General features: G+C 72.8%; 23 protein-coding genes. 5 read left to right on the top strand and 18 right to left on the bottom strand.

Features of this window, described 5'->3' with window-relative positions:
* Nucleotides 1-43 precede the first annotated feature (43 nt).
* Nucleotides 44-889, bottom strand: a complete 846-nt coding sequence (locus D1J63_RS28980; protein WP_125632906.1) for a hypothetical protein — start codon at nt 887-889, stop codon at nt 44-46.
* A 407-nt stretch (nt 890-1,296) separates the two neighbouring features.
* On the opposite strand from D1J63_RS28980, the gene D1J63_RS28975 reads away from it, so the two are divergent.
* On the top strand, nt 1,297-2,094 hold the full coding sequence (locus tag D1J63_RS28975; RefSeq protein ID WP_102931334.1) for a hypothetical protein: 798 nt from the start codon (nt 1,297-1,299) through the stop codon (nt 2,092-2,094).
* A 73-nt stretch (nt 2,095-2,167) separates the two neighbouring features.
* Nucleotides 2,168-2,461 (top strand): hypothetical protein, encoded by a 294-nt coding sequence (locus D1J63_RS28970; protein WP_102931335.1) that lies wholly within the window; start codon nt 2,168-2,170, stop codon nt 2,459-2,461.
* 98 nt (nt 2,462-2,559) lie between these two features.
* Here the strand turns inward: D1J63_RS28970 and der are convergent, their stop codons facing one another.
* The 5 genes from der to aroH all read right to left on the bottom strand — a co-directional run bounded on the left by der (nt 2,560) and on the right by aroH (nt 7,025).
* Nucleotides 2,560-4,038 carry a ribosome biogenesis GTPase Der gene (gene der / locus D1J63_RS28965; RefSeq protein ID WP_102931336.1) on the bottom strand — a complete coding sequence of 493 codons (1,479 nt, stop codon included), beginning with the start codon at nt 4,036-4,038 and terminating at the stop codon, nt 2,560-2,562.
* Between the two features lie 74 nt (nt 4,039-4,112).
* On the bottom strand, nt 4,113-4,700 hold the full coding sequence (locus D1J63_RS28960) for a lysophospholipid acyltransferase family protein (RefSeq protein ID WP_164713243.1): 588 nt from the start codon (nt 4,698-4,700) through the stop codon (nt 4,113-4,115).
* A gap of 71 nt (nt 4,701-4,771) precedes the next feature.
* Nucleotides 4,772-5,467, bottom strand: a complete 696-nt coding sequence (gene cmk / locus D1J63_RS28955; RefSeq protein WP_102931338.1) for a (d)CMP kinase — start codon at nt 5,465-5,467, stop codon at nt 4,772-4,774.
* A gap of 113 nt (nt 5,468-5,580) precedes the next feature.
* Entirely contained in the window at nt 5,581-6,666 is a 1,086-nt protein-coding gene (locus D1J63_RS28950; protein WP_125632904.1) for a prephenate dehydrogenase, read from the bottom strand.
* Nucleotides 6,663-7,025: a chorismate mutase gene (gene aroH / locus D1J63_RS28945; RefSeq protein WP_007448000.1), complete on the bottom strand. Its 363-nt coding sequence runs from the start codon at nt 7,023-7,025 to the stop codon at nt 6,663-6,665. Before aroH ends, D1J63_RS28950 begins: the two co-directional genes overlap by 4 nt.
* A gap of 158 nt (nt 7,026-7,183) precedes the next feature.
* Here aroH and D1J63_RS28940 point away from each other — a divergent pair, with 158 nt between their 5' ends.
* Both D1J63_RS28940 and D1J63_RS28935 read left to right on the top strand, forming a co-directional pair.
* Nucleotides 7,184-7,585, top strand: coding sequence for a Rieske (2Fe-2S) protein (locus tag D1J63_RS28940; protein WP_102931340.1), 402 nt, complete (start codon nt 7,184-7,186; stop codon nt 7,583-7,585).
* A gap of 22 nt (nt 7,586-7,607) precedes the next feature.
* Nucleotides 7,608-8,369: a nucleotidyltransferase domain-containing protein gene (locus tag D1J63_RS28935; protein WP_125632902.1), complete on the top strand. Its 762-nt coding sequence runs from the start codon at nt 7,608-7,610 to the stop codon at nt 8,367-8,369.
* Here D1J63_RS28935 and D1J63_RS28930 read toward each other — a convergent pair.
* From D1J63_RS28930 to D1J63_RS28870, 12 genes are all read right to left on the bottom strand, one after another.
* Nucleotides 8,295-9,047: a nucleotidyltransferase domain-containing protein gene (locus tag D1J63_RS28930; protein WP_125632900.1), complete on the bottom strand. Its 753-nt coding sequence runs from the start codon at nt 9,045-9,047 to the stop codon at nt 8,295-8,297. The genes D1J63_RS28935 and D1J63_RS28930 overlap by 75 nt on opposite strands.
* 4 nt (nt 9,048-9,051) lie before the next feature.
* Nucleotides 9,052-10,074 carry an ADP-ribosylglycohydrolase family protein gene (locus D1J63_RS28925; RefSeq protein ID WP_125632898.1) on the bottom strand — a complete coding sequence of 341 codons (1,023 nt, stop codon included), beginning with the start codon at nt 10,072-10,074 and terminating at the stop codon, nt 9,052-9,054.
* Complete coding sequence (locus tag D1J63_RS28920) at nt 10,071-10,790, bottom strand: NUDIX domain-containing protein (protein ID WP_125632896.1); 720 nt, start codon at nt 10,788-10,790, stop codon at nt 10,071-10,073. Before D1J63_RS28920 ends, D1J63_RS28925 begins: the two co-directional genes overlap by 4 nt.
* A 79-nt stretch (nt 10,791-10,869) precedes the next feature.
* Entirely contained in the window at nt 10,870-11,985 is a 1,116-nt protein-coding gene (locus tag D1J63_RS28915; RefSeq protein ID WP_073731048.1) for a pseudouridine synthase, read from the bottom strand.
* Nucleotides 11,985-12,638 carry an SMC-Scp complex subunit ScpB gene (gene scpB / locus D1J63_RS28910; RefSeq protein WP_125632894.1) on the bottom strand — a complete coding sequence of 218 codons (654 nt, stop codon included), beginning with the start codon at nt 12,636-12,638 and terminating at the stop codon, nt 11,985-11,987. The genes D1J63_RS28915 and scpB overlap by 1 nt, the downstream gene beginning before the upstream one ends.
* Nucleotides 12,635-13,603, bottom strand: coding sequence for a segregation/condensation protein A (locus D1J63_RS28905; protein ID WP_241235621.1), 969 nt, complete (start codon nt 13,601-13,603; stop codon nt 12,635-12,637). The genes scpB and D1J63_RS28905 overlap by 4 nt, the downstream gene beginning before the upstream one ends.
* A gap of 894 nt (nt 13,604-14,497) precedes the next feature.
* A complete protein-coding gene (locus tag D1J63_RS28895; protein ID WP_232249812.1) occupies nt 14,498-15,019 on the bottom strand; it encodes a hypothetical protein in 522 nt (173 codons plus the stop codon).
* 41 nt (nt 15,020-15,060) lie between these two features.
* Nucleotides 15,061-16,191 (bottom strand): ParA family protein, encoded by a 1,131-nt coding sequence (locus D1J63_RS28890; RefSeq protein WP_078884777.1) that lies wholly within the window; start codon nt 16,189-16,191, stop codon nt 15,061-15,063.
* Between the two features lie 387 nt (nt 16,192-16,578).
* Nucleotides 16,579-17,694, bottom strand: coding sequence for an alanine dehydrogenase (ald, locus tag D1J63_RS28885; protein ID WP_125635891.1), 1,116 nt, complete (start codon nt 17,692-17,694; stop codon nt 16,579-16,581).
* A 142-nt stretch (nt 17,695-17,836) separates the two neighbouring features.
* Nucleotides 17,837-19,864, bottom strand: coding sequence for a tetratricopeptide repeat protein (locus D1J63_RS28880; protein ID WP_164713018.1), 2,028 nt, complete (start codon nt 19,862-19,864; stop codon nt 17,837-17,839).
* Between the two features lie 628 nt (nt 19,865-20,492).
* Complete coding sequence (locus D1J63_RS28875; protein WP_102927261.1) at nt 20,493-21,128, bottom strand: NUDIX hydrolase; 636 nt, start codon at nt 21,126-21,128, stop codon at nt 20,493-20,495.
* A gap of 86 nt (nt 21,129-21,214) precedes the next feature.
* Nucleotides 21,215-22,864, bottom strand: a complete 1,650-nt coding sequence (locus tag D1J63_RS28870) for a CTP synthase (protein WP_125632890.1) — start codon at nt 22,862-22,864, stop codon at nt 21,215-21,217.
* Nucleotides 22,865-23,450: 586 nt separating this feature from the next.
* On the opposite strand from D1J63_RS28870, the gene D1J63_RS28865 reads away from it, so the two are divergent.
* Nucleotides 23,451-25,253 (top strand): glycoside hydrolase family 15 protein, encoded by a 1,803-nt coding sequence (locus tag D1J63_RS28865; protein WP_164713242.1) that lies wholly within the window; start codon nt 23,451-23,453, stop codon nt 25,251-25,253.
* Nucleotides 25,254-25,277 lie beyond the last annotated feature (24 nt).

Raw genomic sequence — 25,277 nt, 5'->3', positions numbered from 1 at the left:
TCCCGCGCATCCCGCGGCGGTCCGGCTTCAGGCGTTCAGGCGTTCAGGCGTCCAGCGCGACGACGGCGAGCGACAGGTCGTTGTCCCGGGTGTAGTACGGCCCGGCCTCCACGGGGCCGTGCGGCGTGCGCACGCGGGCGCGGGGAAAGGTGAAGACCGGGTTCTTGTCGGCGACGTCGTCCAGCAGCCGCGCGAGGCGCACCGCCGGGCCGTGGTCACCGGCGGGCCGCAGCCACAGGTCCCACACGCCCGGCGCCAGGCCGCCGTAGGGCACCGTGAAGGCGAACTCGGTCCGCTCCGCGACGACCTCCACCCGGCGCACGCCGCCGCCGTCCCGGCCGCCGTCCCCGTCTCCCGGCCGGGCGCGCAGCTCCGCGTCGGCCCCGGGCACGAGCTGGGTGCCGTACACCCGCCCGCGTACGGTCAGGCCGCCGCCGGTGAGGCGCAGGTCCACCGCCTCGGCGTGCGGGGCGCGCAGCCAGCTGCGGACGGTGAGGTTGCCCTGCCGGGTGGCGTACGGGATGCGGACGGCGACATGGCCGAGCAGCCCGCTGGGAGTGCGGTCGGCGAGGGAGCGCAGATCAGTGACGCCGGGCACCAGGCGCCGCGGCTCACCGTCGGAGAGGCGGGCGTACGCGTCCCAGCGGCCCTCGGGAAGGGACACGCTGCTGGGCAGCGCGGCGCGCAGCCGGCCGGCTGCCGCCGGGGCCAGCGGCAGGCTCACCGTGTCTCCGGCGGCGTCGACGGCCTCGTCGGAGCCGCGGCGGCGCAGGATGAGCAGGGCCGCCCCGGGGTTTCCGCGCGCGGCGACGTCGAAGGTCAGACCGCCCGCGGAGTCGCCGATGCAGTCGGCGCGCAGCGGGGCGGCCGGCGGGGCCGGCGGCGTCATGCGGTGCGGTTCCTCCCATGGGCTTGTCGTCGTCCGGTTAGACCCGGAACCCCGCCTTCTGGTTGTCCGTGTCCGATTGCGATGTGGTCACGACCGGGGCGACCGCTCGGCGACGACCATTTCCAGTCACCCTGTTCATTCGCTGATTTCATGATTTGTCGACTCACGGGCAGGCCGGCCAGAGCTGACCCGTCGGCTCAACCCCTGTTCACGGCAGTCGACTTGGGGGCACGGCGACGGTCGCGACGCCCGGAAGACCTGGTGGGTCGCATGGTTCGATTCCGTCGGCCACGGGGCGTGACTCCCGCCACGGATCGCCCGTTGTCTTTGCATGAGCCGGGACCCGCCCGGATCACGGCCCGGGAGCCACCCGGTCCGGCCACGACCGCATCCCGAGGGAGCCACCCGTGCCGCGCATGCTCGACGTCAGCGACGACGTACGCGCCGAGATCGGCGACGAAGAAGCCGACCGCCTGCTGGCCGGGGAGTCCGCCCCGGGCAGCTACGACTGCACGTCCTGCCGCACTCCCGGCGACTGTGAGCAGGAGCGCACCAGCACCGTCCTGTTCATCGGGGACGAGACCGCCGTGCTCGCCTTCGCCCACGCCGGCTGCCTGCCCTCGCAGGTCGTCAAGGTCACCGAGGAGCAGCTCCAGGGGGCCGTGCGGTCCATCAGCGCCGACCAGGCCCGCTCCGAGCCCGCTCCCGCCGCCCCCGAGAAGGCCGCCCCCGAGCAGGCCGTGCTCGGGGTGACCAGCGGACTGATCCTCATCGCCGGGGAGCTGCACCCGGCCCTCGTGGTGGAACCGACCGCGCCCATCGCGCGGCCCGGCACGGTGGGCTCCGGCGACGACTTCCTGCCGCTGCTGATCGAGCAGGGCTTCATGCCGGTCACCGAGCTGTCCACCGCGCCGGCCGTGCTGCACGGCTGGTCGGTGCTGCTCGCGATGGGCCAGCTGCACGCGGTGCTCCAGCCCGGGACGAACGGCGGCCGGCCGGTCGCCTGGTGGCAGGCGCACCAGCCGCTCCAGGTCACCGAGGGCTGGCGCACGGCGGCCAACAAGCACCAGCAGGTGCTGATGTTCGCGGCACCCGTCGGGTCCATCGGCCGGCAGCCGCGCGAGGACCTGCTGCGGGACGCGCTGGACAAGGCGGCGGCGAACGGACAGCTGGTCGCGGCCGCGCTGCCGCTGGCGGGAACCTGAGCCCTTCCGCACGGCCGCCGAACGGCTGTCCCGGGGGCCGCATCCCTTCCCGCGCGAGGTCGTTTGGACATACGTGTACGCATACGACGCCTTCCACCGCCACGGCGGCCCCTCGGCCACGCCGATCTACGACGCGCTCTACGCCGAGTACGTCCGGTCCTTCCGATCGCTGCCCGGCGATCGCAGCGGTGAGGAGGAGCTGGGATTCACGGCCTTCCGGAGCATCCCGCGCGGCAGAAGCGCCTACAGCGCCTACAGCGCGGGGGCCCAGAGCGCCCGCGTCGGCCAGCAGTCGGTGTGGCAGCGCGTCGGCGGCACGCACCACGTCCCGGCGGCACTGCCCCCGGCCCCGCGATCCGGCACCTGACCGCCGTACAGCGGCCGGACGACCAAGGGAGAGGGCGCCCCGAGCGGGGCGCGCTCTCCCTTGGCTGTACGCGCTGCTTGACGTCGTAGTCGTGCGCGCTACTTCTTCTTCGCGCCGCGCTTCTCGCGCACCCGCACGGAGATATGGATCGGCGTCCCCTCGAAGCCGAACTCCTCGCGCAGCCGGCGCTCGATGAAGCGCCGGTAGCCCGCCTCGATGAAGCCGGAGGCGAAGAGCACGAACCGCGGCGGCTTGGTGCCCGCCTGGGTGCCGAAGAGGATGCGCGGCTGCTTGCCGCCCCGCACCGGGTGCGGGTGGGCGGCGACCAGCTCGCCGAGGAAGGCGTTCAGCCGGCCCGTGGGGACCCGGGTCTCCCAGCCCGCCAGGGCGGTCTCGATGGCCGGGACGAGCTTCTCCATGTGCCGGCCGGTCTGCGCCGAGACGTTGACCCGCGGCGCCCACGCCACCTGGCCCAGCTCGGTCTCGATCTCCCGCTCCAGGTAGTAGCGGCGCTCCTCGTCGAGGGTGTCCCACTTGTTGTAGGCGACGACGATGGCGCGGCCCGCCTCGACGGCCATGGTGACGATCCGCTGGTCCTGGACCGAGATCGACTCGGAGGCGTCGATGAGGACGACGGCGACCTCGGCCTTCTCGACGGCGGCGGCGGTGCGCAGCGAGGCGTAGTAGTCGGCGCCCTGCTGGAGGTGGACGCGCTTGCGGATGCCCGCCGTGTCGACGAACTTCCAGGTGACGCCGCCCAGTTCGATCAGCTCGTCGACCGGGTCGCGGGTGGTGCCGGCCAGTTCGTTGACGACGACGCGCTCCTCGCCGGCCACCTTGTTCAGCAGGGAGGACTTGCCGACGTTGGGGCGGCCGATCAGGGCGATGCGGCGCGGGCCGCCGACTGCGGTGCCGAAGGTCTGCGCCGGGGCCTCGGGCAGGGCCTCCAGGACCTTGTCGAGCATGTCGCCGGTGCCACGGCCGTGCAGCGCGGAGACCGGGTGCGGCTCGCCCAGGCCCAGCGACCACAGGTAGGAGGCGTCGGCCTCGCCGCTGGGGCCGTCGACCTTGTTGGCGCACAGCACGACGGGCTTGCCGGCCTTGCGCAGCAGCCGGACGACCGCCTCGTCGGTGTCGGTGGCGCCGACCTTGGCGTCCACGACGAAGACGACGGCGTCGGCGGCCTCGATGGCGTACTCGGCCTGCGCGGCCACGGAGGCGTCGATGCCGAGGACGTCCTGCTCCCAGCCGCCGGTGTCGACGACCTTGAAGCGGCGGCCCGCCCACTCGGCCTCGTAGGTGACGCGGTCGCGGGTGACGCCGGGCTTGTCCTCGACGACGGCCTCGCGACGGCCGATGATGCGGTTCACGAGGGTCGACTTGCCGACATTGGGGCGGCCGACGACGGCGAGGACCGGCAGCGGTCCGTGCCCGGCCTCCTCGATGGCGCCCTCGACGTCCGCGATGTCGAAGCCCTCTTCGGCGGCCAGCTCCATGAACTGCGCGTACTCGGCGTCGCCGAGCGCCCCGTGGTCGTGCTCCTCGCCCGAGCCCTCGGGGTGGATGTGGTCGTTCATGAAGTCCGTACCTCGTTCATCGTGGTGATCGGTGGAACACCCCTGTACCGGGTGATCCACTACTCAAGTGTCACTCAGCGCCCGGTGAGGCGCCTGGCGTTTTCCAGGTGCGCGGTGAGCTGCTTCTGGATGCGCTCGGTGGCCTCGTCCAGTGCCCTGCGGGTGCGCCGCCCGCTGCCGTCGCCCGCGTCGAAGGGGTCGCCGAAGACGACGTCGACCCGGGAGCGCAGCGGGGGCAGCGCCTTTATCAACCGTCCGGGACGGTCCGTGCTTCCCAGCACCGCGACCGGGACGATCGGGGCGCCACTGCGCACCGCGAAGTAGGCGAGCCCGGCCCGCAGGGAGGCGAAGTCGCCCTCGCCCCGGGTGCCCTCCGGGAAGATGCCGAGCACGCCGCCGTCCGCCAGCACACCGAGCGCCTGCCCTATGGCCGTGCGGTCGGTGGAGTGGCGGTCCACCTTCAGCTGGCCGATGCCGGTCAGGAAGCGTCCCAGCGGGCCGACGAACGCCTCCTTCTTGATCAGGAAGTGCGTCGGCCGGGGCGCCACGCCCATGACCATCGGGCCGTCGATGTTGTGCGAGTGGTTGACGGCGTAGATCACCGGGCCGGTGGCGGGCACCCGCCAGGCGCCGAGCACGCGCGGCTTCCACAGCCCGTACATCAGGCCGACGCCGATGCGCCGGCCGACCTCGGCGCCCTTCTCCGAGGGGACGGGCGCTGTGGAGGATGCGGTCACTTGCCCGCCCGCTTCTCCTCGACGAGGGTGACGACGCACTCGATGACCTGCGGCAGGGTGAGGGCGGTGGTGTCCACCTCGACCGCGTCGCCGGCCTTGGCCAGCGGGGAGGTCTTGCGGCTGGAGTCGGCCGCGTCCCGCTTGATCAGGGCCTCGCGGGTGGCGTTGACGTCGGCGCCCTTCAGCTCGCCGCTGCGGCGGGCGGCGCGGGCCTCCGCCGAGGCGGTGAGGAAGATCTTGAGGTCGGCGTCGGGCAGCACGGTGGTGCCGATGTCGCGGCCCTCGACGACGATGCCGAGCGGTGCGGCGGCGGCGATGGAGCGCTGCAGCTCGGTGATCCGGGCGCGGATCTCCGGTACGGCGCTGACCGCGCTGACCTTGGAGGTGACCTCCGGGGTGCGGATCGGGCCGGCCACGTCCACGCCGTCGACCGTGATGGTCGGGCCGGCCGGGTCGGTGCCGGAGACGATCTCGGGCTTGCCGGCCGCGGCGGCGACGGCGTGCGGGTCGTCGGTGTCGATCCCGTTGCTCACCATCCACCAGGTGATCGCCCGGTACTGGGCACCGGTGTCCAGGTAGCTGAGGCCGAGCTGGGCGGCGACGGCCTTCGACGTGCTCGACTTGCCCGTGCCGGAGGGGCCGTCGATGGCGACAATCACGGCCGGGGCGGTCGGGGCGGCGCCGTTTTCCACGGGGGGACACCTTCCTGGTGCGGTGCGGTGGGTGGTGTGCGGGACGCGAACGCGTCCCGCACAAGGTTACCGGGCCGCTGGGACCCCTCCGACAGGCGTCCGGCGCCCCGCGCTCACTGCCGGATCGCCCAGCCCCGCTCCTCCAGGGCCGCCGTGAGAAGGGCGGCGGCCTTCGGCTCGACCATCAGCTGCACCAGACCCGCCTGCTGCCCGGTCGCGTGCTCGATCCGTACGTCCTCCACGTTGACCCCGGCCCGTTCCGCGTCCGCGAAGATGCGGGCCAGCTGGCCGGGCTGGTCGTCGATGAGGACGGCCACCGTCTCGTAGGCCCGCGGCGCCGACCCGTGCTTGCCGGGGACGCGGACCTGCCCGGCGTTGCCGCGCCGCAGCACCTCGGCGATGCCGGTGCCGCCCTCGCGGCGCTTGTCCTCGTCGGAGGACTGCAGGGCGCGCAGGGCCCGTACCGTCTCCTCCAGGTCGGCGGCGACGTCGGTGAGCAGGTCGGCGACCGGGCCCGGGTTGGCGGAGAGGATGTCGATCCACATCCGGGGGTCGGAGGCGGCGATCCGGGTCACGTCGCGGATGCCCTGCCCGCACAGCCGTACGGCGGCCTCCTCGGCGTGCTCCAGACGCGCGGCGACCATGCTGGAGACCAGGTGGGGCATGTGGGAGACGAGGGCCACGGCGCGGTCGTGGGCGTCCGCGTCCATCACGACGGGCACCGCGCGGCAGTGCGAGACCAGCTCCAGGGCGAGGTTCAGCACCTCGGTGTCGGTGTCCCGGGTCGGGGTCAGCACCCAGGGGCGCCCCTCGAAGAGGTCGGCGGTGGCGGCCAGCGGGCCGGACTTCTCCCGGCCGGACATGGGGTGGGTGCCGAGGTACGCCGACAGGTCGAGCCCGCGCGCCTCCAGCTCCCGCCGGGGGCCGCCCTTGACGCTGGCGACGTCGAGGTAGCCCCGGGCGACGCCGCGGGTCATGGCGTCGGCGAGCACGTCGGCCACCAGGGCGGGCGGTGCCGCGACGATCGCGAGGTCGACCGGGCCGTCCGGGGCCTCGTCGGTGCCGGCGCCGAGCGCGGCGGCGGTGCGGGCCTGCTCGGGGTCGTGGTCGGCGAGGTGGACGGTGACGCCCCGGTCGGTGAGGGCGAGGGCGGCGGAGGTGCCGATGAGGCCGGTGCCGATGACGAGTGCGGTTCTCACTGGGCGATGTCCTTGCGCAGGGCCGCGGCGGCGCCGAGGTAGACGTGGGCGATGTCGGCGCGCGGCCGGTCGGACTCGATGTGGGCGAGGACACGCACGACCCGGGGCATCGCGCCCTCGATGTCCAGCTCCTGGGCGCAGATCAGCGGCACGTCGGTGATGCCGAGCCCGCGGGCGGCGGCGGCCGGGAAGTCGCTGTGGAGGTCGGGGGTGGCGGTGAACCACAGGCTGATCAGGTCGTCGACCGTCAGGCCGTTGCGCTCCATGAGGGCGGTCAGCAGGGCCGCGACCTGCTCGTCCATGTGCCCGGCCTCGTCCCGTTCCAGTTGGACGGCGCCCCGGACCGCTCGTACCGCCACGGCGATGCTCCTTGCTGACGTTGCTGCCGATGTTGCTGACGCGTGTATCGGTTCTTGGTCCGTCCAGCCTAGTCAGGCCGCCGCGTACCGGCCCGGGGCGCCCGTCCCCTGAGACGCTGGCCCCACCGCCCGGAAGCCCTCTCCCCCGGAGTTGCGACATGACCCACACCCCGAGCCGCCGTACGGTCCTCCGCTGCACGGGCGCGGGCGCGGCGGCGCTCTGCGCGGGCTGCGGCGGCGGAGGCGACGACGACTCCTCGGCCGCCTCACCGGGCCAGGAGCTGGCGCGCACGGGTGACATCCCGGTCGCCGGCGGCAAGGTCCTCACCGAGGAGAAGATCGTCGTGACGCAGCCGCGGAAGGGCGAGTTCAAGGCGTTCTCGGCGGTCTGCACCCACCAGGGCTGCGTCGTCTCGGACGCGCGGGACGGCACCATCGACTGCGCCTGCCACGGCAGCAGGTTCGCCGTCGCCGACGGCTCGGTCGTGCGGGGCCCGGCGACGAAGCCGCTGCCCGGGAAGCGGATCACGGTGGAGGGAAATTCGATCCGCCTGGCGTGAGCCGCCCGCGTACGCTCCCGCCATGCGCCCCGAACCCCCCGGAAACCACGCGACCCTGGTCCGCGACCACACGATCTACTCCTGCGTCATGGGCTCGCGCGCCTTCGGTCTGGCGACGGAGGACAGCGACACGGACCGCCGGGGCGTCTTCCTCGCGCCGACCGCGCTGTACTGGCGCTTCGAGAAGCCGCCCACGCATGTGGAGGGTCCCGGGGAGGAGCAGTTCAGCTGGGAGCTGGAGCGCTTCTGCGAGCTGGCCCTGCGCGCGAACCCGAACATCCTGGAGTGCCTGCACTCCCCGCTCGTGGAGTCGGTGGACGACACCGGCCGCGAACTCCTCGCCCTCCGCGAGGCGTTCCTCTCCCGCCGGGCCTACGAGACCTTCACCCGCTACGCCCACGGTCAGCGCCGCAAGCTCGACGCCGACGTGCGCACCCACGGCGCCCCGCGCTGGAAGCACGCGATGCACCTGCTCAGGCTGCTGACCAGCGCCCGCGACCTGCTGCGCACGGGCGTCCTGACGATCGACGTCGGTGAGGCGCGGGAGTCGCTGCTCGCCGTGAAGCGCGGCGAGGTGCCCTGGCCGGAGGTGGAGGCGCGGATGAACCTCCTGGCGCGGGAGGGCGAGGAGGCGACCCGGCACAGCCCGCTCCCCGAGGAGCCGGACCGGCGCCGCGTGGAGGACTTCCTGATCCGCACCCGCCGAGCCTCAGCGCTCCAGCCGGACCCGTACGACGAAGTCGTGCAGGGCGTCGTACCCGGCCGGGGCGTCGGGAAGCGCTGAGGCGGCCTGGGCCTCGTCCAGCACGGCGTGCAGCCGCTCCACGTCGGATCGCACGCGCGCGTGGTCGACCCCCGCGTCCCCGTGCTCGCGCTCAGCCTTGGCGGCGACCAGCTCGGGCAGGTACCCCGGAGCGGTGTCGATCTCCTCGACGAGGGTGGGCAGGTGGGGCTGCACCTCGCCGGTGCGCATCAGGTGGATGCCGGTGAGCAGCACCCGGAAGGTGTACAGGAGCGGCTTCAGCTGGCCGGTCTTCTCGAACAGCCGCCACTGGGTGCCCGCGAATCCCCGGTAGTGGTGGGCATGGTGGCGGGTGAGAACACCCGGCGCGAGGGCGGCCAGCTCCCGGTGCGCCTCGGTGGTGTGCACGACCAGCGGGGAGAGCAGCTGCTCCAGTACGTAGCCGTTGCGGCGGAGCATCAGCCGGACGAACTTGCGCAGGTCGTGCGTGACCAGGTCCATCTCGACGCCGTCCCGGTCCCACATCCGCGACCGCGTCTCCTCCGGCTCGCGCAGCCCGACCAGGTCGGCGGCGGGCAGCAGGTGCACGCCGCGCAGGTCGACGTCGGAGTCGCGGGAGGGGAAGCCGTAGAGGTGGGCGCCGGAGACGGTGGCGAACAGCACCGGGAAGGGCTGTTCGGCCACCACCGGGGCCAGGTCGATGTCGAGGGCGTCGATCATGGGCTCAAGCGTCCCAGAGGGCGCCGAGGGCCAGCAGGTCGCCCCGGTACTCGATGCGGTCGGCCCAGTCGGCCGGCCAGGCGTCGGCGCCCAGGTGCGCGCCCGCGAAGGCGCCCGCGAGGCAGGCGATGGAGTCGGAGTCGCCGGAGGTGCAGGCGCCGCGGCGCAGGGCGGTGAGCGGCTCGTCGACGAAGAGCAGGAAGCAGAGCAGCCCGGCCGCCATGGCCTCCTCGGCGATCCAGCCCTCGCCGACGGCCAGGCAGGGGTCGGTCTCGGGCGAGACGGTGCGCACCGCTTCCTGGAGCCGGTCGAGCGTGGCCAGGCACTCGTCCCAGCCGCGCGCGATGAAGTGCTCGGGCGTCGGGTCCTGGGAACGGCTCCACAGGTCGCCGAGCCAGCGCTCGTGGTACCGGGTGCGGTTGTCGTAGGCGTACGAGCGCAGCAGCCCGACCAGGCCGGTCGGCTCGGCGCCCTCCGCCAGCAGTCGTACGGCGTGTGCGGTGAGGTCGGAGGCGGCGAGCGCGGTGGGGTGCCCGTGGGTGAGCGCGGACTGCAACTGGGCGGCGCCCGCCCGCTGTTCGTCGCTGAGGCCGGGGACGAGGCCGACGGGCGCGACGCGCATATTGGCGCCGCAGCCCTTGGAGTGGATCTGACTGGCGTCCTGCCAGGGGCGGTCGGCGCGCTCCAGCAGGTCGCAGGCGCGCAGGCAGGTGTTGCCGGGGGCCCTGTTGTTGTCGGGCGAGCGGTTCCAGGCGATGAACTCCTGCCGTACCGGCTCGGTCATCGCCTCGGGTGCCAGGACGCCCCGGTCCATCGCCGTCCGCAGCCCCTTCCCCAGCGCCAGCGTCATCTGCGTGTCGTCGGTGACGACGGCCGGCCGGGGCAGCTCCATCTCCCGCCAGGGGCCGCACTTGGCGAGGATCGACGGGACGTCGTTGAACTCGGTGGGGAAGCCCAGCGCGTCGCCGAGGGCGAGGCCGATGAGCGCTCCGGTGGCGGCGCGTTTGGTGCCGGGGGTCGTGGTCATGCGGGGCGTCCTTCCCGAGAGGTGCGGAGCAGCGGTGGGTGCAGGGTGGTGGCCGGCCCCGCGCGGTACACGGCGGCGGGCTTGCCGCGGCCTCCGGTGAGGCGGGCGGCGCCCGGGACGGGCTCGACGAAGCCGGGGGTGGCGAGGACCTTGCGGCGGAAGTTCGGCCGGTCCAGGGCCGTGCCCCACACCGTCTCGTAGACCTGTTGCAGCTCGCCGAGGGTGAACTCGGCCGGGCAGAAGGCGGTGGCCAGGCAGGTGTACTCCAGCTTGGCGCCGACGCGGTGCCGGGCGTCGGCCAGGATCCGGTCGTGGTCGAAGGCGAGGCCGCGGGCCTCGTCGTACGGCACCCAGCGGGCCTCGGCCGCGTCACCGCCGCCGTGCGGCTCTGGAGGGTCCGGGAGCAGCGCGGCGAAGGCCACGGACACGACCCGCATGCGGGGGTCGCGGTCGGGCTCGCTGTAGGTCCGCAGCTGCTCCAGGTGCAGCCCGGTCACGTCCGCGAGGCCGGTCTCCTCGGCCAGCTCGCGCCGGGCCGCAGTCTCCGCCGACTCCTGGGGCAGCAGGAAGCCGCCCGGCAGCGCCCAGCGGCCCGCGTACGGCTCCTGGCCCCGCTCGACGAGCAGCACGTGCAGCGCGCCCGCGCGCAGCGTGAGGACGGCGAGGTCGACGGTGACGGCGAAGGGTTCGAAAGCGTGCTTGTCGTAGCCGTGCACGAAACACCCACCCCCTTAATAGTCAGTACGACTATAAAGAAGGCGGGCGCTCGGAACAACCCTCGGAGATGTGGGAGACCTAGAGGTCGACCTCCTGCATCAGCATCCCGACCTCCGTGTTGGACAGCCGGCGCAGCCAGCCCGACTTCTGGTCGCCCAGCGTGATCGGGCCGAAGGCGGTGCGCACCAGCTTGTCGACGGGGAAGCCCGCCTCCGCGAGCATCCGGCGGACGATGTGCTTGCGGCCCTCGTGGAGCGTGACCTCGACCAGGTAGTTCTTGCCGGTCTGCTCGACGACCCGGAAGTGGTCCGCGCGCGCGTACCCGTCCTCCAGCTGGATGCCGTCCTTGAGGCGCTTGCCGAGGTCGCGCGGGATCGGGCCCACGATGTGCGCGAGGTAGGTCTTCTTCACGCCGTACCGGGGGTGGGTCAGGCGGTGGGCCAGCTCGCCGTGGTTGGTGAGCAGGATGACGCCCTCGGTCTCGGTGTCGAGCCGGCCGACGTGGAAGAGGCGGGTCTCACGGTTGGTGACGTAGTCGCCGAGGCACTGGCGGCCCTCCGGGTCCTCCATGGTGGAGACGACACCGGCGGGCTTGTTGAGCGAGAAGAACTGGTACGACTGCGTGGCGACGGTCAGGCCGTCGACCTTGACCTCGTCCTTCTCCGGGTCGACGCGGCGGCCCTGCTCCAGCACGATCTCGCCGTTGATCTCGACCCGGGCCTGCTCGATCAGCTCCTCGCAGGCGCGCCGGGAGCCGTAGCCCGCGCGCGCGAGGACCTTCTGCAGCCGCTCGCCCTCCTGCTCGGCGCCCGGGAAGGTCTTGGGCAGCTTGACGTCCTTCTTCCCGGCGTACCGCTCGCGGTTGCGCTCCTCGGCCCGCGTCTCGTACTCGCGGGACGTGGCGGGCGCGCTGCGGCCGCGCTGCTGGGGCCGCTTGGGGCCGCCCTTGGCGCCGCCCCGGGCCGAGGGACCGCGGCCCGACTTCGGGCCGTCCTTGGTGGCGCCGGGGCCCACGTCGTAGCGCCGCTCCTCCGGGCGCGGCTTCTTGGGACGGCCGCCCTGCTTGTCGTCGCGGTTGTTGCCGGCGCCGCGGTAGTTGCCGCGGCCCCCGCTGCTCCCGCCGCGGCCGCCGCTGTTGCCACCACGGCTCCCGCCGTTGTTTCCGCTGCTGTTCCTGCCGCTGCTGCTTCGCATCAAAATTCCGTCTTGTCGTCTGCGTCCCCGGCATCCGGGGCGTCCGGATCGAACGACGGGACCCCTTCCAGCGTGTCGGCCTCGATCGCCTCCGCCTCCGGGAGGAAGGGCGCGAGCTCCGGGAGCTCGTCCAGGCCGCGCAGGCCCATCCGCTCCAGGAAGTAGTTCGTCGTCACGTACAGGATCGCACCTGTTTCGGGTTCCGTGCCCGCCTCCTCGACCAGCCCGCGCTGCAGGAGGGTGCGCATCACGCCGTCGCAGTTCACGCCGCGGACGGCGGAGACGCGGCTGCGGCTGACCGGCTGGCGGTAGGCGACGACGGCGAGGGTCTCCAGGGCGGCCTGGGTGAGGCGGGCGTGCTGGCCGTCCAGGACGAAGCCCTCGACGGCCGCGGCGTACTCGGGCCGGCTGTAGAAGCGCCAGCCGCCCGCGACCAGGCGCAGCTCGAAGCCGCGCCCCTGGACGGCGTACTCGTCGGCCAGCTCGCGCAGGGCGTCCGCGATCCGCCGCCGGGGCCGCCGCAGTATCTTCGCCAGCTGCTCCTCGGTCGCGGGCTCGTCGACGACCATGAGGACCGCCTCCAGGGCCGGCTTGAGGGCGAGGGCGGCGACGCCGTCCGGCTGGTCCGGAGCCTCGGTGGTTGCTTCACTCATGCCTTCTGCTCCTCCTTCGGCGTCTCGGGCGGCCGGTCGAACTCATCGGTCACCACCGGCTGCGTCTCCCCGTCGCCGCCGGTCCAGCGCACCAGCAGGTCGCCGAGCGCGGTCTCCTGGTCCAGCTCGACGGCCTTCTCCCGGTACAGCTCCAGGAGGGCCAGGAAGCGGGCGACGACGGTCAGGGTGTCCTCGGTGTCCCGGACCAGCACGTGGAAGCTGGCCTCGCCCAGTTCCCTCAGCCGCGCGACGACGATCCCGGCCTGCTCCTGCACGCTGACCAGGGGGGCGTGGATGTGCTCGACGTAGACCTGCGGCTTGGGCTTGGGCTGCATCGCCTTCACGGCGAGCTTGGCGAACCCCTCGGGGCCGATGCTGATGACGACCTCGGGCAGCAGCTCGGCGTGGTGGGCTTCCAGGCCGACGGTACGGGGGTAACGGCGGGCCTCGGCGGCCAGCCGGTCGTTGAAGATCTCCGCGATCTGCTTGTACGCGCGGTACTGGAGCAGGCGGGCGAAGAGCAGGTCGCGGGCTTCGAGGAGGGCCAGGTCGGCCTCGTCCTCGACCTCGGCGGCGGGCAGCAGGCGGGCCGCCTTGAGGTCGAGCAGCGTCGCCGCGACCACCAGGAACTCGGTGGTCTGGTCGAGGTCCCAGTCCGGCCCCATCGCCCGGATGTGCGCCATGAACTCGTCGGTCACCTTCGACAGGGCGACCTCGGTGACGTCCATCTTGTGCTTGGAGATCAACTGGAGCAGCAGGTCGAACGGCCCCTCGAAGTTGGCCAGCCGCACCTTGAAGACACCGTCGCCGGCTTCGTCGGTGATGTCCTCCGAAGGCTTCTGGGACGAGGCGGCGCCGTGCCGCCCGGAGCCCTCCTCGGCGTGTGCCCCGGAAGCCTCCTCACCGCCGACTCGCGGTGCGTCCTGCGGCCCGCCGACCGCGGGCTCCCCACCCGTGGGGGGCACGCTGCCGCGGGGCCCGACGCCGGGCTCCGGCCCGACACCCCCGGGCGCGCCCGGGGCGGCCGGTGCCGCACACGCGTCGGCCGCTGCGACCGCCCCGGTCGCCGGGACCGGCCGCTCGACCGGCGCGAGACCGTCGTGGTCCGCCGCCCGGGGAGATTGTCCCGGCACGGGTGGCGGATCCGTGGCGGGAGCCGCGTCGGGCGGGCCACCCGCCCGTGCTGACTGATCGGCACGCGCGGCGCCCTGTCGGCCGGCTTCGACCGGGGCCCGCCCGATCGCCGCCTCCTCCGTGCCCGTGTCCGCGTCCGGCGGCTCCGCCGCCGAGGGCACTTCCGGACCGGTGGCATCCGGCTCCGTTCCGGTCGCCCCGGCGTCCGAAGTGCCGGCAGAGACTCCGCCCCGAAGGCCCTGCTCGGTGGACTCCACTCCGATGGCCCCGGCGTGGCCCGTGGCATCCGGCTCCGTTCCGGTCGCCCCGGCGTCCGAAGTACCGGCAGAGGCTCCGCCCCGAAGGCCCTGCTCGGCGGACTCCACTCCGGTGGCCCCGGCGTGGCCGGTGGGGTCCGGTCCCGCTTCGGGCGCAGCCGCGCCCGGAGTCCCGGGGTGGTACTCCTCCGCGTCCGGCGCCGCCATCTCGTGGATCCTCGCCGGGTCTCCGGGGTCGGCGGCCGATGCGGCGGCCGGTCCGGCGGGCGCCGGTCCGGCCCGGAGGTCCTGCTCGGCGGGTGCCGCTCCGGCGGTCCCGGACGCGCCGTCGCCGGAGGGCGTCTGCGCGGTGAGCGGCGCGGCCGCCGGCGCCCCCGGCCCCCTGCCCAGCGCACGTCGGCGGCCGGCGCGCGGGGTGCGGCCGGGGTGGGGGGCGTCGTTCGAGGTCATGGCCCCCGCAGGCTACCGCTACCGCCCGCGCAGCCGTCGTACGAGGATGCTGGCGTCCCCGCGGGTCTCCAGGTCGGCGAGGACCACGGCGACCGCCTCGCGGACGATGCGGCCCCGGTCCACGGCCAGGCCGTGCTCGCCCCGCAGCACCAGGCGGGCGTGCTCCAGGTCCATCAGCTCCTCGGCGGAGACGTACACGGTGATCTTCTCGTCGTGGCGCTCACGCCCGCTGGGGCGCCGTGCGGCGGCCCGGCCGCGCTTGCGGGGCCGGTCGGCGCCGGGGGCGGCAGAACCTTCCTGCGCGCCCGTGCCGGGCCCGGAGCCCCGCGCGGCACGCTCCGTGCCGCGGGTGCGCGACTCGCCCGCCGAGCCCGGCTCCGCGTCCGCCGCGGCATGTTCCGCGCCCTCGCCGTCACCGCCCTGGGCGGGCACCGACTGCGGTGCGTCCTCGGCGGCGGCCTGGTCGCTCTCCCCCGCCGGGGCCGGCACCCGGGCCTCGCCGCCCGCCGGTCGCCGCGGGGTGGACGCCTGGAGCGCCATTCCCCCTGTCGTACGGAAGAGTTCGTCGGCCCCCGGCAGACTCACTCGGCGTGACACCGGGCGAGCACCTCCCTGGCGAGCTGGCGGTAGGCGGCGGCACCGACGGAGTTGGACGCGTACGTGGTGATCGGCTCCCCGGCGACCGTGGTCTCCGGGAAGCGGACCGTGCGTCCGATGACCGTGTGGTAGACGTGGTCGTCGAACGCCTCGACGACCCGCGCGAGCACCTCACGGCTGTGCACCGTGCGCGAGTCGTACATCGTGGCGAGGATGCCGTCGAGCTCCAGGTCGGGGTTGAGCCGCTCCTGGACCTTCTCGATCGTCTCGGTGAGCAGCGCGACACCGCGCAGCGCGAAGAACTCGCACTCCAGCGGCACGATCACCTTGTGCGCGGCGGTCAGCGCGTTGACCGTGAGCAGACCGAGCGAGGGCTGGCAGTCGATGACGATGTAGTCGTAGTCGTCCATCAGCGGCTTGAGCGCCCGCTGCAGCGTGGACTCGCGCGCGACCTCGCTCACCAGCTGCACCTCGGCCGCCGACAGGTCGATGTTGCTGGGCAGCAGGTCCATGTTGGGGACCGCGGTCTTCAGCAGCACCTCGTCGGCCGCCATGCCCCGCTCCATGAGCAGGTTGTAGACGGTGAGGTCGAGCTCCATCGGGTTGACGCCGAGGCCGACCGACAGCGCGCCCTGCGGGTCGAAGTCGACGAGCAGCACCCGGCGCCCGTACTCGGCGAGCGCGGCACCCAGGTTGATGGTCGACGTGGTCTTGCCCACGCCGCCCTTCTGGTTGCACATCGCGATGATCTTGGCGGGACCGTGCTCGGTCAGCGGGCCCGGGATCGGGAAGTACGGCAGCGGGCGTCCGGTCGGGCCGATACGCTCACGGCGCTGTCGGGCCGCGTCGGGCGCGAGCGTGGCGGCGTACTCGGGATCCGGCTCGTACTCCGCGTCCGGGTCGTAGAAGTGCCCCTCGGGCAGTTCGTCGTAGTCGGCGAAGTGGTTGCGTGGCGCGCCACTTCCGTCGCCGGCCATGGCGTTCACGTGTTGGCCATCCATACTCATGTGTGCTGTCCGAGTTGCCTGCGGACTGTGGTGGTCGGCTGCGGAGGTGCGTACAGCTACGGAGCCGACGGCCTCGAGACGCCCGGGACCGCTGGTCCGTGCCGGCATTCCTGGTTGACCACCCCCGGGAGTAAATGTCGACTCATTCACAAGTCGTCTTACCTCCTTGGTGACCAGGGAACTTCTAGACAGGTCAGCGTGGCACCATGCCGACGTTCGGCGACTCTATGGCGTGTCGGCCGTCCGCAGCAACACAATCCGCCGGACCCGGCCCGATGTGTCGGCAATGAAACATCCCTCTGTCAAGGGCGTACGGCCGTCGCACAGCAGGTTTCACCGGTGCGCGAATCGGTTGAAGCGTTACGTTCGAGGCGAGTTGACCGAGAATCGCAAAGTGACCATACACACACCCGGCCGGACCTTGTCGGGCAAGGTCCGGCCGGGTGTGCGGGGTTGACGACGCCTGTTGACGTATCGCCTTTGCCGTTTGATGACTTAGGCGAGCAGAGTCGCCGGGTCGACATACTCCAGGCCGTGCGCCTCGGCGACCTCGCGGTAAACCACCTTGCCGTCATGCGTGTTGAGGCCCTTGGCCAGCGCGGGGTCGCGGCGCAGCGCCTCGGCCCAGCCGCGGTCGGCCAGCTCGACGATGTAGGGCAGCGTGGCGTTGGTCAGCGCGTTGGTGGAGGTGTTGGGCACCGCGCCCGGCATGTTGGCGACGCAGTAGAAGACCGAGTTGTGGACCTTGAAGGTCGGCTCGGCGTGCGTGGTCGGGTGCGAGTCCTCGAAGCAGCCGCCCTGGTCGATCGCGATGTCGACAAGGACACTGCCCGGCTTCATGCGGGAGACCAGCTCGTTGGTGACGAGCTTCGGGGCCTTGGCGCCCGGGATGAGCACCGCGCCGATGACGAGGTCGGCATCGAGGACGGCCTTCTCCAGCTCGAAGGAGTTGGACATGACGGCCTTGACCTTGGTGCCGAAGATCTTGTCGGCCTCGCGCAGCTTGTTGATGTCGCGGTCGAGCAGGGTCACGTCGAAGCCCATGCCGACGGCGATCTGGGTGGCGTTCCAGCCGGAGACACCGCCGCCGATGACGACGGCCTTGGCGGGGGTCACGCCGGGCACGCCGCCGGGCAGCACGCCGCGCCCGCCGTTGGGGGCCATCAGGTGGTAGGCGCCGACCTGCGGGGCGATCCGGCCCGCGACCTCGGACATCGGGGCCAGCAGCGGCAGCGCGCGGTTCGGCAGCTCGACCGTCTCGTAGGCGATGGCGGTGGTGCCGGACTCGACGAGCGCGTCCGTGCACTCCTTGGAGGCGGCCAGATGCAGGTAGGTGAAGAGCGTCTGGTCCTTGCGCAGGCGGTGGTACTCCTCCGCGATCGGCTCCTTGACCTTCAGGAGCAGGTCCGCGGTGGCCCAGACCTCGTCGGCGGTGTCGAGTATGCGCGCACCGGCCGCCACGTACTCCTCGTCGGGGATGGAGGAGCCGACGCCGGCGTCGCGCTCGACGACGACCTGGTGACCGTGGCGCACCAGCTCGTGCACGCCGGCGGGGGTGATGGCCACCCGGAACTCGTTGTTCTTGACCTCGCGGGGGATGCCGACCTTCACGTGGATCACGGTCCTTGGCTCAGAGGATGGGTTATTACAAGGCATACCCGCTCAAGCGCGGGCACACCGGGTCAGACCGCAGGAGAAAGTGCGGCAGAGCCAGTTTAATGAAGGTGTTCCCTCTGTCTAGCCTTTCAAAGCATTAATCTTCAGACTCTGCGCTACGGATTTCGCAGGCGTCTGCGGGATCTTCCCTCAACATGCGCTCGGCCGCGCTCCGCTGCAGCCCGGCCGCGGTGGGGTCGCCGAGCCGGTCGAGGGTGTCGGCGAGCCGCAGGTGCAGCGCGGCCTGGAGCCGGTCGTCCTCGGCCCGGCGGGCCCAGTCGACGGCCTCCTGACAGGTGCGCAGCGATTCCTCGGGGCGCCCGGCGTACTCCTGGACCCGGGCCAGCTCGGACAGCGCCCGCGCGTGCGCGGCCACGTCGCCGGTCCTGCGGTACCCGGCGATGGCGGCCCGCCAGGACCGCACCGCCTCGCCGTAGCGTCCGGCGTAGGTGTGGGCGGTGGCGATACGGCCGTAGACCCGGGCGGCGTCGGCGCGCTCGTCCCGGGCGAGGCGCTGGGCGAGGGCCCGGCCGAACCAGTCGGCGGCGCGGTCGTAGTCCCCCAGCTCCAGGTGGGCGCCGCCCACGGATTCCATCGCGCGGCCGGTGGCGTAGGGGTCGTTCGCCTCGCGTCCGGCGTCCAGCGCGGCCCGGTAGCGCACCAGGGCCTCGGCGGTACGGCCGGTACGGGCGTCCAGGTCGGCCAGGTTCAGCAGGGCCGCCGCCTTCTCCCGGGGCAGCTCGCGGCGCTCGGCCACGTCGAGGACGAGGCGGTGGACGCCGTACAGGTCGGGGGCGGCCGCCTGGGTGCCGAAGTGCGCGACCATGGCCCGCACCAGCTGGGACATGAGCCGGCGGGCGAGGGTGTCCAGCTCACCGTCGGCGACCGCGAGGCGGGCCGCCGCCAGCAGGGCGGGGCGTCGGGCGCGCAGCCAGTCGGCGGCGGCCCTGGGGTGCGGAAAGCGCAGGTCGCGCGGTGTGGCGAGGACCTTCTCGCGGGCCTGCGGGCTGTCGGTCTCGGTGACCGCCCGGCAGGACTGGAGCAGGCGCACCGTCCGCTCCAGCATGCGGGCCCGGGCCAGTTGCAGCTCGGCGGGCCGCTCGTGCTTGCGGGCGAGGCGCGTCAGCCGCTCGTGCAGGCACCCGGGGACCTCGTACTCGGGCAGCGGGGAGTCGGCGGCGCGCAGCAGACCGAGGGAGACGAAGTCGTCCAGGGTCGTGCGGGCGCCGCTCACCGAGCAGCCGGCGAGCGCGGAGGCGGTGTGCGGGTCGACCAGGCCGGCCGGGGCGAGGGAGAGCAGGCGCAGCATCCGGGCGGCGGTGCCGGGCAGGGAGGCGTGGACGAGGCGGAAGACGCGGTCGAGCGCGCTCCCTTCCTCGGCCTCCGCGTGCAGGTGCTTGGCCAGGTCGGCGACGGCCGCCTGGGGGCGGGCCGCGAGCCAGCCGCCGGCCAGGGTCAGGGCGGCGGGCTGGGCCTGGCAGAGCTCGACCAGCTGTTCGGCGGCCCGGGGGTCGACGGTGATCCGGACCGAGCCGGTGTGGCGGGACAGCAGCTCCACGGCCGATTTGGTGTCCAGGCCGCCCAGCGTGCAGGGGCGGACGTCCGCGATGCCGGTGAGCGGGCCCTCGGCCACGGCGACGGCCAGGCAGTCCGGGGTGTCCGGCAGCAGCGCGTCGACCTGCTCGGCGTCGGCGACGGCGTCCAGCAGGAGCAGGACCCTGCGGTCGGCGAGCGAGGCCCGCAGCGCCTCGGTGAGGTCGTCCTCGTCGGCGCCGGGCGGGGCGGTGCGGTCCAGCTCGGTGAGCAGGTCCCGGGCGAGGCGCGCGACGGGTACGCGGGTGCCGTCCGGCTCGCTCAGCCTGGCCCGCAGGACGCCGTCGGGGTAGGCGTCCGCGACCTGTGCGGCCAGCTCCTCGGCGAGTGCGGTGCGCCCCGAGCCGGGTCGGCCCGCGATGAGCAGCACGCGCGCGCGGGGGGCCTTGCGGCCGGAGAGGGTGTCGAGGCCGGCGCGCTCGATGTCGGCGCGCAGCTCTTTCAGCTCCCGGGTGCGGCCGAGGAACCCGCTCTCCTCAGCAGGGTCCTGAGACAGCCGTACGCCGTCCGTGTCCACCGCCTGATCCGTCACGGGCCACACTCCCGATCCCACCGCACGCCGGTGCCCGCCGGAAGCCCGGTTCGGGCGATTCCCGAGCCTAGTTCACGCTCTGCGACGTTCCCGGCGGAGCGCGGCGGGCACATCCCCCGATCAGATCAACCGATCGTCACACCGGTCGGGCCCGAAGGCGAAGCAGCGCCGGCCGGGACCCGGGCCCGGCCTCGGGTGGGGCGGCTCGCGCACGGGCACGGTCCGGCCCGGCGACCGACCGGGTCTACCCGCCCCAGGCACGCGGCCCCTGACCCCGGCCACCGGCCACCGGCCACCGGCCACCGGCCAGGGCAACGCCGGGCGGTCGGTTCTGGACGCGGGTGGCACCCGGGCGCCGAACGGCTGCGCGACCCGCCCGGCGGCGTCCGCACCCGTGACTCGCTGGGTACCGCCGCGCACCGGGGGCCTGCCCGGCGGTTCATGCCGCGGACGCGGGGGCCGGCGCACTCTCCCCCACTGCCTCAAGGGCGTGGGTCGTCCAGGGCGTCGTCGTCGGTCGCAGACTCCGCCACGTTCCGCTGCGCCGGCGGGAGGGGCACCGCCGCCCCCGTTCATCGGCGGCAGTGGGGCGCCGCGGGTTTCCTGCGACCGGATCCGCCGGACGGGCCTACGCCTCGAAGGGCCGCGCCGGCCAGGGCGCCTCGGCCGGACGGAGGGCGTCGAGGCCGTCGCCGTGCTCCGCGGCGACCAGCGAGAGCACACCCACGACCAGGCAGTTGTTGTGCAGCTCCCCCGCGAGCACCCCCCGGACCAGGTCCGCCACGGGCACCCGCGTCAGCTCCATGTCGGCCTCTTCGTCCTCGACCTCGAAGCGTTCACCGGCGGCCTCGGACAGACCCCGGGCGAGGAAGATCCGTACGGCCTCGTCGCAGCCGCCGGGCGTGGTGTAGACGTCGGTCAGCACCCGCCAGTGCTCGGCCTTGACGTGCGCCTCCTCGTACAGCTCGCGCTGGGCGGCGTGCAGCGGGTTCTCGCCGGGAACGTCGAGCAGCCCGGCCGGGATCTCCCAGAGCTTCTCGCGCACGGGGTGCCGGTACTGCTTGATGACCAGCACCCGGCCCTCCTCGTCCAGGGCGAGGACGGCGACCGAACCGGGGTGGACCTGGTAGTCGCGGGAGACGACGGAGCCGTCGGGCATGACCACGTCGTCCGTGCGGACCGAGGTCTTCTTGCCCCGGAAGGGGGTCTGGCTGCCCCGGATCTCCCACTCCTCGGGAGTGTCCTTGATCGTGCTGCCCGTCATTGCCTGACCTGCCCTTCCAGACGTACGCGAAAGCCGGGGCCCGCGCCGTTGAATGCGCGTGCCCCGGCCACCGTACAACTGGTGTGTTACTTCGACGTCTTCCGCTCGACCGCGGCCTTGACCAGCCCGGCGAAGAGCGGGTGCGGACGGGTCGGGCGCGAGCGCAGCTCCGGGTGGGCCTGCGTGGCGACCAGGTACGGGTGGACGTCCCGCGGGTACTCGACGTACTCGACGAGCTTGCCGTCCGGGGAGGTGCCCGAGAAGACGATGCCGGCCTTCTTCTCCAGCTCCGCGCGGTAGGCGTTGTTCACCTCGTAGCGGTGGCGGTGCCGCTCCTCGACGTACTCCTTGCCGTCGTAGACCTCGCGCACGATGGAGCCCTCGGCCAGCTTGGCCGGGTACATGCCGAGCCGCATCGTGCCGCCGAGGTCGCCCTCGCCGGCCACGATGTCCAGCTGCTCGGCCATGGTGGAGATGACCGGGTGGGCGGTGGCCGGGTCGAACTCGGTGGAGTTGGCGTCCGCGATGTCGGCCAGGTTGCGCGCGGCCTCGACGACGATGCACTGCAGGCCCAGGCAGAGGCCGAGCAGCGGGATCTTGTTCTCGCGGGCGTACTTGATCGCGCCGACCTTGCCGGTCACGCCGCGCTCGCCGAAGCCGCCGGGGATGCAGATCGCGTCGACGTCGCCGAGCTGCGCCTTGGCACCGGCCGGGGTCTTGCAGTCGTCGGAGGTGACCCACTTGATCTTCACGCGGGCCCGGTTGGCGAAGCCGCCGGCGCGCAGCGCCTCGGTGACCGAGAGGTAGGCGTCGGGCAGGTCGATGTACTTGCCGACCAGGGCCATGACGATCTCGTGCTCGGGCTGGTGCACGCGGTCGAGCAGGTCGTCCCAGGTCGTCCAGTCCACGTCGCGGAAGGGCAGGTCCAGCTTGCGGACGACGTAGGCGTCCAGCCCTTCGGTGTGGACGACCTTGGGGATGTCGTAGATGGAGCGGGCGTCGGGGCAGGCCACCACGGCCGCCTCGTCGACGTCGCACATCAGCGAGATCTTGCGCTTGATCGCGGTCGGCACCTCGCGGTCGCAGCGCAGCACGATCGCGTCCGGCTGGATACCGATGTTGCGCAGGGCGGCGACGCTGTGCTGAGTGGGCTTGGTCTTCAGCTCGCCCGACGGGCCGATGTAGGGCAGGAGCGAGATGTGGACGACGAAGACGTTGTCACGGCCGACCTCGTGCCGGACCTGACGGACGGTCTCCAGGAACGGCAGCGACTCGATGTCGCCGACGGTGCCGCCGACCTCGGTGATCACGACGTCGACCTCGTCCGTCGCCATGCGGCGGATGCGGTGCTTGATCTCGTTGGTGATGTGCGGGATGACCTGCACGGTGTCGCCCAGGTACTCGCCGCGCCGCTCCTTGGCGATCACGGCCGAGTACACCTGGCCCGTGGTCACATTGGCGGTGCCGTCCAGGTCGCGGTCGAGGAAGCGCTCGTAGTGGCCGATGTCCAGGTCGGTCTCGGCGCCGTCGTTGGTGACGAACACCTCACCGTGCTGGAAGGGGTTCATCGTGCCGGGGTCGACGTTGAGGTACGGGTCGAGCTTCTGCATCACGACGCGCAGGCCCCGGGCCTTGAGCAGCATGCCGAGGCTGGAGGCGGTGAGCCCCTTGCCGAGCGAGGAGGCGACACCCCCGGTGACGAAGATGTGCTTGGTCGTCGAGGATTTGGGCGGCATGGCCAAGAGGGGGCTCCCGTGGTCGCGGTCTGGGGTGCGGTGCGTTCGTCCTCCGCCCCGGTCGTACCGGGAGTCGTCGGCGGCGCCGTCGCTGCGGTTCCGGGGTTCTTCTCCCACCGGTCCACGGGCTACCAGCGTAACAGCGCCTCGGGGCGATGGCTTCCGGCCACCCTCCGCGCACGCCCGGACACGCAGAGGGGAACGTCACCGATTCCTCACCCCGCGCTCACCCGTTCGGCGGACCCGGCTTGCCCCGAGCGGCACACAGATCATCTACGTGCGTCGTATCCTGCTCGGACGTTCGCTGCCGAGCCCGCCCGGCGACACGGCACCACCCCTCGCCCGTCACCACCGGAACAACGAGAGCTCGTCCGTTCGTTGAGCAACAATTGTCCCTCGGGGCACCACGTTTGGCTTCCGGGCCGAACGGCTGCTTTGCTTCATGGCTCAACGAGGCATGACACGCGGGGCACACATCCCTCGACCCACATTTCCTGACCCAGACCCCTGACCCCACCCTTGACCGCTGACCGCACTAGCGACCGCCCCCACGCGGGGTGACGTGGCCGTTCGACTGGAGTTGCACGTGGCCGGGCGCATCGAAGACTACGCACTCATCGGAGACATGCAGACCGCTGCCCTGGTCTGCCGGGACGGCACAGTCGACTGGCTGTGCCTGCCCCGCTTCGACTCGCATGCCATCTTCGCCGGCCTGCTGGGCACAGGGGAGCACGGTTTCTGGCGGCTCGGCCCCGCCTACGCCCCCGGCGCCGAACCGCCCACCGCCGCCCGGCGCACCTACCGCGGCGACTCCTTGATCCTGGAGTCCGAGTGGGACACCCCGCGCGGCACCGTCCGGGTGATCGATTTCATGCCGCCGCGCGACGGCGCGCCGCAGCTGATCCGCATCGTGGAGGGCGTCTCCGGCCGGGTGCCGATGCGCTCGGAGCTGCGGATGCGGTTCAGCTACGGCCGGGTGGTGCCCTGGGTGCACAAGCAGGAGGGCCGCACGGTGGCGGTCGCGGGCCCGGACTCGGTGTGGTTCGACACGGAGGCGGAGACCTACGGCAAGGCGCTGACCACGTACGCGGACTTCACGGTGGCGCCGGGTGACCGGATCGCTTTCACCATCTCGTGGGAGCCCTCGCACAAGGAGCCGCCGGCGCTGCCGGAGCCCGAGCAGTCGCTGGTGGCGACGGAGGACTTCTGGCGCGACTGGGTCGAGCACTGCACGTACCACGGTCCCTACCGGGAGGCCGTGGTCCGCTCCCTGATCACGCTGAAGGCCCTGACGTACGCCCCCACCGGCGGCATCGTCGCGGCGCCCACCACCTCCCTGCCGGAGGACATCGGCGGCGTCCGCAACTGGGACTACCGCTACACGTGGCTGCGCGACGCCGCGATCACGCTGTCCTCGCTGCTGCGCACCGGCTACCGCGAGGAGGCCCGGGCCTGGCGCGAGTGGCTGCTGCGCGCGGTCGCGGGCGACCCCGAGAACCTGCAGATCATGTACGGCATCGCGGGTGAGCGGGAGCTGGGCGAGGCGGAGCTGGACTGGCTGCCGGGCTACGAGGGCTCCACCCCGGTCCGGGTCGGCAACGGCGCGGCCCACCAGCTCCAGCTCGACGTGTACGGCGAGGTGACCGAGGCCCTGCACCTGGGCCACATGACGGGCCTGGCCCGCAACGACTACGCCTCGGTGCTCCAGCTCAAGCTGATCCGCTACCTGGAGGACCACTGGAACGAGCCGGACGAGGGCATCTGGGAGGTGCGCGGCCCGCGCCGCCACTTCGTGCACTCCAAGGTGATGGCCTGGGTCGCCGTCGACCGCACCATCAAGCTGATCGAGTCCGGCGACGCGGACGGCCCGCTGGAGCGCTGGAAGCAGCTGCGCGACGACATCCACCGGGACGTGTGCGAGAAGGGCTACGACAAGGAACGCAACACCTTCACGCAGTCCTACGGCTCCCAGGCGCTGGACGCCTCCCTGCTGCTGATCCCGCAGATGGGCTTCCTGCCGCCGGACGACAAGCGGGTCATCGGCACCATCGAGGCGATCCAGCGCGAGCTGTCCACCTCGGACGGCTTCATCCTGCGCTACCCGACGGACGGCGAGGAGGAGGGCGTCGACGGCCTGCCGGGCGACGAGGGCGCCTTCCTGGCCTGCTCGTTCTGGATGGCGGACGACCTGGCGATGATCGGCCGGGTGGACGAGGCCAGGAAGCTCTTCGAGAAGCTGCTGTCCCTGCGCAACGACCTCGGTCTCCTGGCCGAGGAGTGGGACCCCCGCCTGCAGCGCCAGGTGGGCAACTTCCCGCAGGCCTTCAGCCACGTGCCGCTGATCGACACCGCTCTCAGGCTGACGGCGAGCGGGGCGTACGGGGGCTGAGAACACTCAGGAGGAAGGAGTGGC

The organism is Streptomyces sp. KPB2, from assembly GCF_003950055.1.
Taxonomy (GTDB): domain Bacteria; phylum Actinomycetota; class Actinomycetes; order Streptomycetales; family Streptomycetaceae; genus Streptomyces; species Streptomyces salinarius.
Note: the sequence above shows the minus strand (reverse complement) of the source record. Positions and strands in the feature narration are given on the sequence as shown.

Excerpts from the sequence above, each read along its gene's own strand:
- D1J63_RS28915 (WP_073731048.1), bottom strand. The coding sequence starts at position 11,985 with ATGCGAAGCAGCAGCGGCAGGAACAGCAGCGGAAACAACGGCGGGAGC.
- D1J63_RS28960 (WP_164713243.1), bottom strand. The coding sequence starts at position 4,700 with ATGTACGGGCTGTGGAAGCCGCGCGTGCTCGGCGCCTGGCGGGTGCCC.
- D1J63_RS28980 (WP_125632906.1), bottom strand. The coding sequence starts at position 889 with ATGACGCCGCCGGCCCCGCCGGCCGCCCCGCTGCGCGCCGACTGCATC.
- D1J63_RS28940 (WP_102931340.1), top strand. The coding sequence starts at position 7,184 with ATGACCCACACCCCGAGCCGCCGTACGGTCCTCCGCTGCACGGGCGCG.
- D1J63_RS28870 (WP_125632890.1), bottom strand. The coding sequence starts at position 22,864 with ATGCCGCCCAAATCCTCGACGACCAAGCACATCTTCGTCACCGGGGGT.
- D1J63_RS28930 (WP_125632900.1), bottom strand. The coding sequence starts at position 9,047 with ATGATCGACGCCCTCGACATCGACCTGGCCCCGGTGGTGGCCGAACAG.
- scpB (WP_125632894.1), bottom strand. The coding sequence starts at position 12,638 with ATGAGTGAAGCAACCACCGAGGCTCCGGACCAGCCGGACGGCGTCGCC.
- D1J63_RS28935 (WP_125632902.1), top strand. The coding sequence starts at position 7,608 with ATGCGCCCCGAACCCCCCGGAAACCACGCGACCCTGGTCCGCGACCAC.
- D1J63_RS28925 (WP_125632898.1), bottom strand. The coding sequence starts at position 10,074 with ATGACCACGACCCCCGGCACCAAACGCGCCGCCACCGGAGCGCTCATC.
- D1J63_RS28890 (WP_078884777.1), bottom strand. The coding sequence starts at position 16,191 with ATGCCGGCACGGACCAGCGGTCCCGGGCGTCTCGAGGCCGTCGGCTCC.
- D1J63_RS28875 (WP_102927261.1), bottom strand. The coding sequence starts at position 21,128 with ATGACGGGCAGCACGATCAAGGACACTCCCGAGGAGTGGGAGATCCGG.
- D1J63_RS28895 (WP_232249812.1), bottom strand. The coding sequence starts at position 15,019 with ATGGCGCTCCAGGCGTCCACCCCGCGGCGACCGGCGGGCGGCGAGGCC.
- der (WP_102931336.1), bottom strand. The coding sequence starts at position 4,038 with ATGAACGACCACATCCACCCCGAGGGCTCGGGCGAGGAGCACGACCAC.